This window comes from Nocardia sp. N2S4-5 (assembly GCF_044628355.1).
GTDB lineage: Bacteria > Actinomycetota > Actinomycetes > Mycobacteriales > Mycobacteriaceae > Nocardia > Nocardia wallacei_B.
Genome location: NZ_JBIUPM010000001.1, coordinates 3,282,923 through 3,295,849, shown reverse-complemented (window position 1 = coordinate 3,295,849; position 12,927 = coordinate 3,282,923). Strand labels below are relative to the sequence as shown.

The following is a 12,927-nucleotide window of genomic DNA, read 5'->3' as shown; positions in this document are numbered from 1 at the left end:
GTGCTTCCGTGGAGCGGGATGGCAGCGGGATACGCGGGGGCTAGGGTGTCGTCGATGCGATACACGATGACGGCGTTCACCAATCGCAGCCAGACCGACATGTGGGTCTTCGAATCCACCGATGCGACGAACTTCTCGCTGGTCGCCGCGGCCGCCTACCGACCGCCCCAGGCCGATCCCGCCGCCACGCCCGCGGCGGCGGTCACCGATATGAAGGGTTTGTGCCGCGACCCCAACATCTTCCGGCACGTCGACGGCGCCTACTACCTGACCTACACCACGGCCTGGGACGGCGATGCCATCGGTTTCGCCCGCAGCGTCGATCGCGTCGACTGGACGTTCCTGTACGAGTACACGTTTCCCGGGGCCGAGCACGCCTGGGCGCCGGAATGGTTCGTCGACGCCGAGGGCGCGGTGCACGTGGTGGTCAGCATTCACGACGGCGCCGTGTTCCGGCCCCACCTGCTGACCGCGACCGACCCGTCGCTGAGCGAGCGGCAGTGGACCGCGCCGACGCCGCTGCTGGGTTTCACCCCGGAAGCCGACACGCTCGGCTATATCGACACCACGATCGTCTTCGCGCGGGGCCGCTACCACGCCTTCGTCAAGAACGAGTCGACCAAGAACATCGAGGTCGCGGTGTCCGACGATCCGGTGGGCCCGTACCGGTTCGAGCGGACCGGCAACTGGGCGCAATGGGGCGGGACGGGTGCGGGCGAGCCGCGCGAAGGACAATGCGTGGTCCCCCTGCCCGACGGCCGGTGGCGAATCTATCTGGACGCCTACAACCTCGACGACCCCGAGCACGGCCGCTATCTCTACAGCGACACCGTCACCGACGACCTGCTCGGCGAATGGACGATACCGCGAGACCTCCCCGGCCTGTCGGGACTCGTCCGCCATCTCACCGTGCTGCCCGAACCCACGCCGCTGTAACCCTTCCCGGCAATCAGCGCTTGAATCGCCCGGCGAAACCGCGCAACGGCAGATCGGCGCTGGTGATGATGCCCGGCCGGGCCGCCACAACGGATTTGATCGCGTTGAGGGCGGGCAGTCCCGTGACGGTCATGCCGATGGAGGCGAAGTTCTCCGGGTTGGACAGGTCGAATCCCTTGCGGGGGAAAATCATGTGTTTGCTGTAGATATTCGGGTCGCCGGTGATCTGAGTGATGTAGCAGCCCTTGATATTCCATGCGGGATCGGTGTGCGGCGTCATCTGCCATTCGAGATGGGATTCCACGCGCGGCACGCCGTCGACCAGACCCTGATATTTGATGTAGCTGGCGCCCAGCGAATCCTTGGGGAGCTGGTACCAGCCGAGGTCGACATCCTTGGTGCAGGCGCCGAGTTCATAGCTGAAACGCACCTCGTCCAACGCCAAGTCGAACGCGTCGGCCATCAGATGCACCGAGTCGGCGAATACGGCGGTGTACTTGTACAGCGAGTCCGGGATGGTCGGGTCGTCGATCGGGCGGCCGTAGCCGACGGCTTTCCAGGTGTCGACGGAATGGTGGCAGGAGACGTCCACCGATTCGGTGACGGTGACATTCTCGATCTCGGAAACGTCCGCGCTGTGGACGATCCCGAGGATCTGGCACAGGCCGGGGTTCATGCCGGTGCCGTAGAACGTCGAATTCCCGCGCTCGCACGCGGCCTGGATGATCTCGCTGACCTTGCGGCCGGAAGGGTGCGGGTGATTGGTGTCGCGGTGATATCCGGTGATCCAGTCCGCCGTGGTCACCACGTCGATACCCGCCTCGAGGACCCGCGCGTAGAGGTCTTCGTCGGGAAACACCCCGTGGAAGGTGAGTACATCGGGCGCGGCGGCGAGGATCGCCTCGACCGTGCCCGTCGCGGTGACACCGATCGGGCCGAGGCCGACGATCTCGCCCGCGTCGCGGCCGATCTTGTCGGGGGTGTAGCAGTGCAGCCCGACGAGTTCGAGATCGGGATGGTTGCGGATGCGCCCGATCATCTCGGTACCGAGATTTCCGGTGGCGACCTGGAATACCCGGATGGTGGCAGGGGTGGTCATCGCGTGGCCCTTTCTGGCTGTGATTCGGCGGGATAGAACTGCTGGGCCCAGTGCCGCAGCGCCTTGAAACCCGCGAATTCCTTGTGCGACAGGGCAGGCGGGTCCGAGTAGCGCTGATGCGACCAGATATGGACGTCCGCCTCGAACTGCTCGATGACGAAATCGGCCATCGTCTTGCCGTAGCGGGTCAGCTCCGGGGCGTCGTCGCCGGGCTTGCGGCCGATCCACACGGTGAAGCGGACGTCGCAGGTGTGGTCGTCGACCGGTGTCACCGCGGGCATGGTGCGGTTGTCGATCATGCCCCAGCTCTTGGTGATCGAACAGCCCAGTCCGGCGTTGATCGATTCCACGCCGCTGTCGATCTGGTCCGCGGCCACGTCCGCGTCGAAGGCGACGGTGAAATCGACGTAGGAGACCGGTCCGGAGAAGTCGTGCCGGGTGAATTCCGGGACGAACGGTGTCTTGTGCACGAACTTGAAATGGGCGAAATCGACGCCGTTCTCCATGACGTACTGCGGGTGCAACTCCAGCCCCGTGCGGAACAGGGTCGCGCCGGGCACGGGCGGGTAGTAGTCGGCGGCGGTCTTGCCGTCACCGAAGGCCGCGAACATGTCGGGCACCTCGAAATACGGTGCGCGGCCGCGGATGTCGTACCAGATCCACACCGCTTCGTTGCGTTCGACCACGGGGTAGCTGCGGATGCGGCGGCCCTTGTTCGGATGCGTCTCGTAGGGGATGCAGACGTTGCGGCCCTCGCGATTCCACTCCCAGCCGTGGAACGGGCACACCAGATTCTCGCCGTCGACGTGGCCGCCGTAGCCGAGATGCGCGCCGAGATGCTCGCAGTACGCGTCGAACACCGCGATCTCGCCGGCCGCGGACCGCCACGCGACCATCTCCCGCCCGAAGTACTTCATCCGATGTACCGCGCCGACGGGGATCTCGGTACTCCAGGCGACCTGGAACCAGCCCGTCGGCTCCATCGACAGGGGTGGTCTGGCCATCTGGAACCTCCACGCTCGCGCACCAGGGAACGACCTTGATCGTAGAACCCTCTGCGAAACAATACAAGAGGCCTCTGTGAAACTGGTTGCGCCTGGTCAGCACTGCTAAACTCGGCGGCGTGACGGAAGCGGAGATCGGTGAGCGGCGCGCGAACAAGCGCGGGATCCGGTCCAGGGAGTCCATGTTGGAGGCGGCGATCGCGTCGCTGGCGACCGGCGATCCCGCCGCGGTGTCCGGCAATCGGATCGCCCGCGATATCGGCGCGACCTGGGGCGTGATCAAGTACCAGTTCGGCGATATCGACGGTCTGTGGGCGGCGGTCCTGCGCTACACCGCCGACAAACGCGGCGACCTGCCCGCCGGAATCATCTCCGACGGCACCGTGAGCGAACGGGTGCGCGCGATGATCACGGCCATGGCGACCGGATTGCGCCGGCCCGAATCGCTCGCCATCGAGACGCTGCGCGCCGCACTGCCCCGCGACCACGCCGAACTCGAGCGCGACTACCCGCTCACCGCCGCCGAACTGGCGTCGTGGAAACCCAACTGGGACAGGGCTTGTCAGAAGGCCTTCGCGGATCTGGATCTCGACCCGGACCGGGTGCGGCAGGTCGCCGCCCTCATTCCCGCCGCCATGCGCGGCATCACCTCCGAACGCACCCTGGGCACCTACGGCGACCTCGACGACGCCATGCAGGCATTGATCGGCGGAATCGTCGCCTACCTCGAGCGCTGAGCCGAGGCGGGCCGGACGCGGTCCGCCCCGATGGCGACGCCGACGATCGTGCACGGCTCGGCGCCGTGGTTGCGCCAGGCGTGCCGGGTGCCGTTCTGGACGACGATATCGCCCGCCCGCAACGCTTTTCGCTCGCCGCCGTCGAGTTCCAGCGTGACCTCGCCCGAGACCACCAGGACATAATCGATGCTGTCGGTGGTGTGCATTCCCGGGGCGTCGGACTCCTGGACGGCCATCGCGCCCGGCATCCGCCGTTCCAGTTCGGCCAGGGCCGCGGCCGTGTCGAGGTCGGGGTGCGGGGTCGGCTCGCCCGGCGGGATCACGTTGATCATGAAACGCGAGCCGTCCCGGGGCGGATACCACGTCTCGGCGTGGGGCGGCGAGCCGTCGTCCGGGAACGTCGGCCGCTCGTCCAGGCCCCACAGCCGGTAGGCGGCGAAGCCCGGCAGCAGTTCGGTGGTGATGGGTTCGATGTCGCGGTCGTCGGCCACTCGGCTCCTGCCCTGGGCGTCGTGCCCGGTGACCAGTCGCCGAATCTTCCTGTGTGCCATGGGAACGGTCCTTAGTACGGTTGCGTATGGATACGGTAGCGTATGGATACGCCACCGTATCTCTGTTTCGGGGAGGCGTCAATACGCTGGCGTATCCTGACTCCGTGGTGAACGAGACGACCAGGCTGTCGGCGTCGGACTGGGCATCGGCCGCGCTGCGTGCGATCGCCGACGGCGGGCTGGCCGCCGTCGCGGTGGAACCGCTGGCGCGGACCTTGGGCGTGACCAAGGGCAGCTTCTACGCGCACTACCGCAACCGGGACGAGCTGATCGAGGCGGCACTCGCGGAGTGGGTGCGAAGTCACGGCGAAGCGGCGCTCACGGACTTCGCGGCGATCACCGATCCGGAACGGCGACTGCGCGAACTGCTCACCGCTGTCGTGCGGTCCGTCCAGCCGCTGGCGCCCTCGGTGCACCTGAGCCTGCTCGGCGACCGCAACGACCCGCGGGTCAAGAAGGCGGTCGGGCGCGTCGATCGAGCCCGGCTGGAACTGCTGACCGACACCTACCGCGAACTCGGCCTGTCGCCGGGGCGTGCGGCGCATCGGGCGCGGATCGCCTACGCGGCCATCCTCGGCCTGCTGCATCTGGCGCAGACCGACGCGGACTTCCCGCACTCCGCGGCGCTGTCCGACGAGGCGACTGCGGTCTTTCTGCCGTCATGACCGGTCGCGGCCGAGCAAACCCTCGATGATCAGGTCGGCGAGTCGGCGGGCGGTGCGTTCCTGGCTTTCCCGGGTGACCGGCGCCGGGCGGCCGAGCCGGTGTGCGAGGGGCAGTTGTACCAGGGCGGCCACCGGGCTGATCACGGCGAAGAAGAGGACGTCCACCGGCACGGTGGGTATGCGATGCGCCGCCATGAGCCGTTCGAGCGAGGGGAGCAGTGGGTTCAGCGTCGGCGCCACGTAGTTCTCGTACAGGTAGTCCAGGCGCTCGGACTCGTGGGCGAACTCGTCGGCGAGTAGGCGGCCGAACAGCGGCGTTTTCACGGCGGCCCGGTAGAAGTGGGTGATCACGGCCCGCACTCGCTCGACATCGTCCAACTCGGCCTCGAGAATTCGCCGGCGTTCGTGCTGATCGTCCTCCAGCGCCGAATCCACCACGGCCCGCCAGAAATTGGCCTTGGACCCGTAGCGGTCGTTGATGAAGTTGTGGCTGACGCCGAGCCGGCGCGCGAGTTCCCGCGCGGAGGTTCGGTCGTAGCCGAGTTCGGCGAAGGCCTCCATGCCGCGCCGGAGGATTTCGGCCTCGGCCGGTACCGGGCGCGTGGCCGTTCCGGGTCGTCCCGCTCCGCGCATCGCGCCGGTTCTCGACTTCTCCACCGCCATGCGTTCATTCTCCCGAGTGACCCTCGCCGCCTTGCTTGACAGCTGTCAGAATACGCCTAATCTGACAGGTGTCAGCCCGGCTATCGAATCGGAGACCCTCGCATGGCACGCACCGCACCCGACATTTCCGTTCCCGATCTCGCGGGCAAGCTCGCGGTGGTCACCGGCGCGAGCGACGGCGTCGGACTGGGGCTGGCGACCCGGCTCGCCGCGGCGGGCGCGGAGGTCGTCATGCCGGTCCGCAATCCGAAGAAGGGCGAGGCCGCGATCGCGAAGATCCGGGAGCGGTACCCGAATGCCGCACTCTCCCTGCGTGATCTGGACTTGTCCTCGCTGGCCTCCGTCGCCGCCCTGGCCGACCGGCTCGCCGAGGAGGGGCGGCCGATCCACTTCCTCGTGAACAACGCCGGCGTGATGACGCCGCCCGAGCGGCAGACCACAAAGGACGGTTTCGAGTTGCAATTCGGCACCAACCACCTCGGGCATTTCGCCCTGGTGGCGCGGCTGCTGCCGCTGCTGCGCGCGGGCCAGGCGCGGGTCACCTCGCAGATCAGCATTGCCGCCGACCAGCGCGGCATCAATTGGGACGATCTGCAGTGGGAGCGGAAGTACAACGGCAACGGGGCCTACAGTCAGTCGAAGATCGCGTTCGGGCTGTTCGGTCTCGAACTCGATCGGCGCAGCCGCGCCGGAGGTTGGGGCATTACGAGCAATCTCTCCCATCCCGGGGTGACGCCCACGAATCTGCTCGCCGCGCGCCCGGAGGTCGGCCGGGAGCGGGATACGCCGCTGGTGCGGCTGATTCGCGCACTGTCCAAGCGCGGCATCCTGTTCGGCAAGGTCGAGTCGGCACTGCTGCCCGCCCTCTACGCCGCGACATCGCCCGCCGCCGAAGGCGGACATCTGTACGGCCCCAACGGTTTCCGTCACCTGTCCGGCCCACCCGCCGAGCAGAAGCTGTACTCCCGCCTGCGTAGCGCGGACGACGCCCGCCGAATCTGGGCGATCTCCGAGGAACTGATCGGCTACCGGTTCCCGGCCGTGGACATCCGAGCATCGGCCTGAGGGAGAACGTTCAGAATTTTTCGGTGGCGGTGTCGAGAACGCACGGGTGGCTCCGTCCCAGGGGTACGAGAGCCGAACGGGCTCGACGACTCCGACGAAGGGGAACATCATGAACGACACCGATCAGCGAGACACCCGGCCCGCTCGCGGGGCAGTTCAGCGGCTGGACAATATCGCCATCGTCGTCGACGATCTCGCGGCCGCCAAGGCGTTCTTCGCCGCGCTCGGGCTGGAGCTGGAGGGCGAGGCGACGGTCGAGGGCAGCGACGTGGACCGCCTTATCGGGCTCGAGGGAGTCCGCTCGGACATCGCGATGATGCGCACCCCCGACGGCCACAGCCGACTGGAGCTGACCAAGTACCAGTCGCCGCAGGTCCGAGACGTCGACCCGCACGCCCCGGCGAACACACTGGGCATGCACCGCATCATGTTCGCTGTCGAGGACATCGACGACATCCTCGACCGCCTGCGCCCCCACGGCGCCGAACTCCTCGGCGAGCCGATGCAATACGAGAACAGCTACCGCCTCTGCTACCTCCGCGGCCCCGCGGGAATCCTCATCGCGCTGGCCGAGCAACTTCGGTGACGGACAGGTTCGTCTGAAACACGGTGACATCCCTCCCATCTTGACTGGCAGCCAAGAAGCTTCTAGCGTTGCGTCACGCTTTCTTGATTGAAGATCAAGAAGAGGGTGATGGGAGGAATCATCGATGGGTGCAGCCGAACCGACTCCGGCCGCGGGAACCGCGCGTGCGGGAGTTGTCCGACGTGACGTGCGTTTCGTCTCCGGCGGGCAGGAGTGCGCGGCATGGCTGTACACCCCGGACGCGGCGGGTCCGCGGCCGTTGGTGGTGATGGGCCACGGGCTCGGTGCCGTGCGGCACATGCGCCTGGATGCCTATGCCGAGCGGTTCGCCGCGGCGGGCTGGTCGGTGCTGGTGTTCGACTACCGGTATCTCGGCGCCAGCGGCGGTCGGCCGCGCCAGCTGATCGACATCGGCCGCCAGCTCGCCGATTGGCACGCGGCATTGGCATTCGCCCGCACGCTCCCCGAGGTAGATACCGATCGAATCGCGTTGTGGGGCAGCTCCTTCGGTGGCGGGCATGTGCTGCAGGTCGCCGCCGACGACGGGCGCGTGGCCGCCGTGGTGGCGCAATGCCCGTTCACCGACGGTCCGGCATCAATGCTGGCTCGGACGCGCACCGGAACGTTGAGCATGGTCGTCCTGGTCGCCGCCGCGTTGCTCGACCTCGCCGGGTCCTGGTTCGGGGCGCGACCGGTGCTCGTGCCGATGGCCGGGCCCTGGTGGCTGCCGGCCTTCCTGGTTTCGGCCGACACCGTGTCCACCGCCTCGAAGCTCGTCCCGCCCGGCACGCGCCTGTCGGCGCGCACCAGTGCCGCGCTGGGACGGCTGCCGCGACTGCGGGCGCAGCTGTCGCGCCACCTAGAGCTGACCGGCGACAGCGCACCGGCGCCCGCGGGGATCGGCCGCGACACCATCTGGGGTGTGCTCACCGGCCCCGGCGAGAGCTTCACCGCCGCGAACGCGCTGTCGGCGCGGCTCGCGTTGCGACTGCCGTTCTACCGGCCCGGTCGTGCCATGGCCCGCATCAACGCGCCGACTCTGGTCTGCGTGTGTGAGCACGACGCGGTCGCCCCCGCCGCCGCGACCATCGCACACGCCGCCGGCCTGTCCAACGTCCGCGTCCGGACCTACCCGTGCGCGCATTTCGACATCTATGTCGGTGCCGACTTCGAGCACGCCGTGCGCGACCAAATCGATTTCCTGGCAACCCATTTCGACGACACCGCCGCCGAGCCGCACTGACCGACCATGGCCCTCGGGTCAGGCGGTGCTCACGGCAAGGCCGCGGATGCTGCGGACCAGCGCCGACACCACCGCGCGCTGCTCGGTGCGGGCGGCCGAGTGCATCAGCAGGCCTTCGATGACGAACACCCCCATGCTGATCACCGCGTCCAAGTCCGCCTCGGCGAGGCCGAGTTCGGTCAGCTCGAGCCGGAACAGGCCCTCCGCCAATGCGTGGAAACGGTCGTGCCAGTCCCGTACCACCGCCGATTCCTCGGCACGGGCATGGACCGTGGTGACCAATCCGCTCAGCTGCGCGAGTTCATCCACCACCCACACCAGTCGTTCGGCCAGATCCGCCCCCGCGATCGCCTCGAACCGCTGCATCGACTCGGCCAGCACCACGTCCAGCACCGAGATCAGCACCGCGTCCTTGTCCGGGAAGTACCAGTAGACCGTATTGGACACCACCCCGGCCGCCCGCGCGATGCTCGCCACCGACACCGCGTCGTACCCCCGCTCGGTGAACAGCGTCCGCGCCGCGGCGACGATCTCGGCGCGCTTCTCCTCACGATCCTGCGGACGTCTGTTACGAGGCATCACCAATCCCGATCACTCACCGGACAACCGAACCTCCGATGCTATCTTGACCTTCGGCCAAGAATTGTCGGCGTTCACGCGCCGGAGGGGTGTCAACCGGCGAATCGATTCGAATATATGTTCGAATTCTGTTCGGGTGTGAAAATCGAGGGGGCTATAACGGTGCGGCCCGATGCCTATCACAGGGCGGATACGTCGCGTGGTTTGCTGCGGTGGCCGCATTTCTGTCGGACGGGTCTGTTGAAATAGCGGTCGTGATGCGATCGGATAGCTCGGTGCGATTGGTGCGTCGCGGCGAGACGGCCCCCCGGGTGCGGGAATGGGGGGCCGAGGTCCGTGCGCTGTTCGACGGTGCTGTCGCGGAGGCGGGCTGGCGGCCTTGGCAGGTGCTCGGCGGCCCGGGTTCGGGGAAGACCGCGCTGCTCACCGATATCGCGTCCGACCGGATCGCCGGTGGCGCGGACCCGGATTCGATTCTGGTGCTGACGCATTCCAAGCATGCGGCGTTGCGGGTGCGCAACGCGGTTACCCGGCAACTGGCCGCCGCGTTCGGCGGGGTGCCCGGGGCGACCCGGGAGCCGCTGGTGCGCACGGTGCACTCCTACGCCTTCGCGATCGTGCGCCGCCACGCCGCCGCGCACGGCAATCCGCCGCCGCGGCTGCTCACCGGCGCCGAACAGGATGTGGTGCTGCGCGAGATGCTGCGCGGCGAGTTGGCGGATATCCAGGAGGGTTACGGCGGCGACACCGACCGCTGGCCGCAACGACTGCAACCGGCGCTGGGCACGATCGGATTCGCCGAGCAATTGCGGGATCTGATGCTTCGCACCACCGAGCGCGGGCTCGGGCCGGAGGATCTGGTCGAATTGGGCAGCCGGTACGACCGCCCGGAATGGGAGGCGGCGGGCCGGTTCGCCGAACGCTACGAGCAGGCCATGCTGCTGCGCTGGTCGGTCGGCGTCGAGGCGCCGGAGGCGAGCGCGCCAGCGCTGGATGCCGCGGAACTCGTCGGCGCCGCTTTGGATGTGCTTGCGCTCGATCCGGATCTGCTGGCGTCCGAACGGGAGCGGGTTCGCTGCCTGCTCGTCGACGACGCGCAGCATCTGGACCCGCTTGCGGCGCAACTGATTCGCGCTGTCGGCTCGGGCGCGGCGACGACGGTGGTGGCCGGTGACCCTGATCAGTCCGTGTTCACCTTCCGTGGCGCGGATGCCCGTTTCGTCGCCGATCTGGATGTCCCCGCGGATCGGCGAATCATCTTGCGGGACAACCATCGTTGCGCCCGTGCCGTGCACGAGGCCGTGGTCAGGGTGTCGGCGCGGCTGCCGGGCAGCGCGCCGCAGCGGTTCGGCGGGCGCGAGAACGACATGGCCGCAAGGGAATCGGCGATGGGCGACGGTGAGGTCCAGGTGCGGGTGCTGACGACCCCGGCGAAGGAAGCCGCCCTGATCGCCGACCACCTGCGCCGCGCACACCTGACCGACGGCGTGCCCTGGTCGCGCATGGCGGTGATCGTCCGCTCGGTGCCGCTGTCCCTCGCGCCGCTGCGCCGCGCCCTGCTGGCGGCCGGAGTCCCTGTCCTGCAACCGAAGCCGGACGTCCCCCTGGCCCGTCGCCGCGGCGCGGCCTGGATGCTGCTGGCCCTGCGCGCCCTACTCTCCGGCGACCGCGCCCGCCCCGACCTGTTCACCGAAGACGACACCCTCGACCTCCTGTCCGGCCCCCTGGGCGGCGCCGACCAAATCGCCCTCCGCCGCCTCCGTCGAGGCATCCGCCGCACCCTCCTGGAGCGCGCAAACCCCCGCGCCGCAGACGATCCATGGGCCGCCGGGCTGGAGAGCGCCGACATCCCTCATGCTCCCGAAGGATCTGAGGGTGCCGGGGAAGCGGCGGGCGCGCCCAACGCCGCGGAGGAGGCGAGGGGTAGGGGCAGGGGTGGTGCTGTGGATGACGACTTTGCTTGGGAGGCAGTGGATTCCGCGTATTCTCCGGATTTGGATCGGTCGTCGGCGGAGGTGTTGCGGGAGCTGATCGCGGGGGTGGGCGATTTCACGGTTTTGGATCGGCTTACCGAGGTGGAGGCGGCGCCGCTGCGGCGGGTGTTGAAGGCGGTCGGGCGGGCGCGGAAGGCGGCGCAGCGCGGTGCGGGGCTCGAGGATGTGCTGTGGGCGTTGTGGACGGCGTCCAATCTGGAGCGGCGCTGGGTCGGGCAGTCCGAGCGCGGCGGTGCGGTCGGCATGCAGGCCGACCGCGATCTGGATGCGGCGGTGGGGCTGTTCGACGCCGCGGCCGCCTTCGTCGATCGGCTGCCGCGCGCCACCATCGAGGGCTTCGTCGAATACCTGGAGCTTCAGGAGATCCCGCAGGACTCCGCGCCGCTCACCGATCCGGGCGACGCGGTCGCCATCGTCAGCGCGCACGCCGCCGCGGGCCGGGAATGGGATGTCGTCGCGATAGCCGGTGTGCAGGAGGGGATCTGGCCCAATCTGCGCCCGCGCGGGACGCTGCTGGGCATCGAGGATCTGGTGGATCTCGTTGCGGGCGTGGTCGATTCCGGCGATCGGGTGAGCCGCGCGGCGCCGATCCTCGCCGAGGAGCGGCGCCTGCTGCTGCTGGCGTGCAGCCGCGCGCGGCACTCGCTGCTGGTCACCGCGGTCGAATCGGTCAGCGGCGACCGGGATCTGGTGCCCTCCCGGTTCCTCGGCGAACTCGACGAGACGGCCGATCCCAGCGAACCGGGCCGCATCCCCGCACCGGTCGACCCCGGCCGCGCCCTGGTGATGCAGGCGCTGATCGCCGAATTGCGCGGCACCGCATGCGATCCGGAGGAGAATCCGCGACGCCGGCAGCGCGCGGCGCGCGAACTGGCCCGGCTGGCTCGCGCGGGCGTGCGCGGCGCGCATCCCGACGACTGGTACGGCACCGCCGAACTCAGCTCGCAGCTGCCGCTGTGGGGGGACGACCAGGGCCCGGTCGCGCTGTCCCCGTCCACGGTCGAGCTGCTGCAGACCTGCCCGCTGCGCTGGGCGCTGGAACGGCACGGCGGCAGCGACGGCGACAATCCGTACGCGGTCAAGGGCAACCTGGTGCACACGCTGGTGCAGGCGCTGGCCGGACAGGTGTCGGAGGCGCAGGTCAAGGCCGCGCTGGTGCGAGCCTGGAAGGCCGTCGACCCCGCCGCGTCCGACGACGGCCCGCACAGCTGGCATTCCCGGCAGGAGCTGCGCCGCACCGAATCCATGCTGGACACCTTCCTGGCCTGGCTGCACAACACCCGCACCGAACTCACTCAGATGGGGGTGGAGGTGCCGGTCGACTGCGTGCTCCCGGCCCGCGCGCCGGGGGAATACGCCGTGCGGATCCGCGGCCGTGTCGACCGGGTCGAACGAGATGCGTTCGGGCGCTTCGTGATCGTGGACGTCAAGACCGGCAAGACGCCGATCTCCAAGCAGGCCGCGCAGGACCACGCGCAGCTGGCGACCTACCAGGTTGCCGCCGCCGCGGGCGCCCTCGACGACGGCTCGCCCGATGCCGAGCCCGGCGGCGCCCGGCTGGTCTACGTCGCCAAGCCGAGCACCAAGGAGGGCGCGGCCCAGCGGTTGCAGACCGCGCTGGACGCGGACGGCGTCGAACAGTGGCGCGACGCCATCCATCAGGCCGCCGCCGCCACCCGCGGCCCCAGCTATCTCGCGATGCGCAACGACGGTTGCCGGCACTGCTCGGTCTCGGGCAGCTGCCCCGTGCAGGACACCGGGCGGCAGGTGACGGATACGTGAGCGGGCAGGGCGGCAGGATCACA

General features: G+C 68.9%; 12 protein-coding genes. 7 read left to right on the top strand and 5 right to left on the bottom strand.

Annotated features, from left to right (window positions below):
• The first annotated feature begins 54 nt into the window (after positions 1-54).
• A complete protein-coding gene (locus ACFMRZ_RS14980) occupies positions 55-936 on the top strand; it encodes a glycoside hydrolase (protein ID WP_400179639.1) in 882 nt (293 codons plus the stop codon).
• A 13-nt stretch (positions 937-949) separates the two neighbouring features.
• Here the strand turns inward: ACFMRZ_RS14980 and ACFMRZ_RS14975 are convergent, their stop codons facing one another.
• Positions 950-2,035 carry a dihydrodipicolinate reductase gene (locus tag ACFMRZ_RS14975; protein WP_280277214.1) on the bottom strand — a complete coding sequence of 362 codons (1,086 nt, stop codon included), beginning with the start codon at positions 2,033-2,035 and terminating at the stop codon, positions 950-952.
• Positions 2,032-3,039, bottom strand: coding sequence for a Rieske 2Fe-2S domain-containing protein (locus ACFMRZ_RS14970; protein ID WP_400179638.1), 1,008 nt, complete (start codon positions 3,037-3,039; stop codon positions 2,032-2,034). Before ACFMRZ_RS14970 ends, ACFMRZ_RS14975 begins: the two co-directional genes overlap by 4 nt.
• 119 nt (positions 3,040-3,158) lie before the next feature.
• Here ACFMRZ_RS14970 and ACFMRZ_RS14965 point away from each other — a divergent pair, with 119 nt between their 5' ends.
• Complete coding sequence (locus ACFMRZ_RS14965; RefSeq protein WP_400179637.1) at positions 3,159-3,776, top strand: TetR/AcrR family transcriptional regulator; 618 nt, start codon at positions 3,159-3,161, stop codon at positions 3,774-3,776.
• Here ACFMRZ_RS14965 and ACFMRZ_RS14960 read toward each other — a convergent pair.
• The gene (locus ACFMRZ_RS14960; RefSeq protein WP_400179636.1) at positions 3,761-4,327 is read right to left on the bottom strand and encodes a cupin domain-containing protein; all 567 of its coding nucleotides are present in this window, start codon (positions 4,325-4,327) and stop codon (positions 3,761-3,763) included. The genes ACFMRZ_RS14965 and ACFMRZ_RS14960 overlap by 16 nt on opposite strands.
• 104 nt (positions 4,328-4,431) lie before the next feature.
• Between ACFMRZ_RS14960 and ACFMRZ_RS14955 the strand changes: the two genes are divergently transcribed.
• Entirely contained in the window at positions 4,432-4,992 is a 561-nt protein-coding gene (locus ACFMRZ_RS14955) for a TetR/AcrR family transcriptional regulator (protein ID WP_400179635.1), read from the top strand.
• Here ACFMRZ_RS14955 and ACFMRZ_RS14950 read toward each other — a convergent pair.
• On the bottom strand, positions 4,987-5,655 hold the full coding sequence (locus ACFMRZ_RS14950) for a TetR/AcrR family transcriptional regulator (protein ID WP_400179634.1): 669 nt from the start codon (positions 5,653-5,655) through the stop codon (positions 4,987-4,989). The genes ACFMRZ_RS14955 and ACFMRZ_RS14950 overlap by 6 nt on opposite strands.
• A 102-nt stretch (positions 5,656-5,757) precedes the next feature.
• Between ACFMRZ_RS14950 and ACFMRZ_RS14945 the strand changes: the two genes are divergently transcribed.
• The 3 genes from ACFMRZ_RS14945 to ACFMRZ_RS14935 all read left to right on the top strand — a co-directional run bounded on the left by ACFMRZ_RS14945 (position 5,758) and on the right by ACFMRZ_RS14935 (position 8,549).
• Positions 5,758-6,720: an SDR family oxidoreductase gene (locus ACFMRZ_RS14945; RefSeq protein WP_400179633.1), complete on the top strand. Its 963-nt coding sequence runs from the start codon at positions 5,758-5,760 to the stop codon at positions 6,718-6,720.
• Positions 6,721-6,829: 109 nt separating this feature from the next.
• Positions 6,830-7,306: a VOC family protein gene (locus tag ACFMRZ_RS14940; protein WP_400179632.1), complete on the top strand. Its 477-nt coding sequence runs from the start codon at positions 6,830-6,832 to the stop codon at positions 7,304-7,306.
• A gap of 124 nt (positions 7,307-7,430) precedes the next feature.
• On the top strand, positions 7,431-8,549 hold the full coding sequence (locus ACFMRZ_RS14935; RefSeq protein ID WP_400179631.1) for an alpha/beta hydrolase: 1,119 nt from the start codon (positions 7,431-7,433) through the stop codon (positions 8,547-8,549).
• A gap of 18 nt (positions 8,550-8,567) precedes the next feature.
• Here the strand turns inward: ACFMRZ_RS14935 and ACFMRZ_RS14930 are convergent, their stop codons facing one another.
• Positions 8,568-9,128, bottom strand: a complete 561-nt coding sequence (locus ACFMRZ_RS14930; RefSeq protein WP_400179630.1) for a TetR/AcrR family transcriptional regulator — start codon at positions 9,126-9,128, stop codon at positions 8,568-8,570.
• Positions 9,129-9,403: 275 nt separating this feature from the next.
• Between ACFMRZ_RS14930 and ACFMRZ_RS14925 the strand changes: the two genes are divergently transcribed.
• A complete protein-coding gene (locus ACFMRZ_RS14925) occupies positions 9,404-12,904 on the top strand; it encodes an ATP-dependent helicase (protein WP_400179629.1) in 3,501 nt (1,166 codons plus the stop codon).
• Positions 12,905-12,927 lie beyond the last annotated feature (23 nt).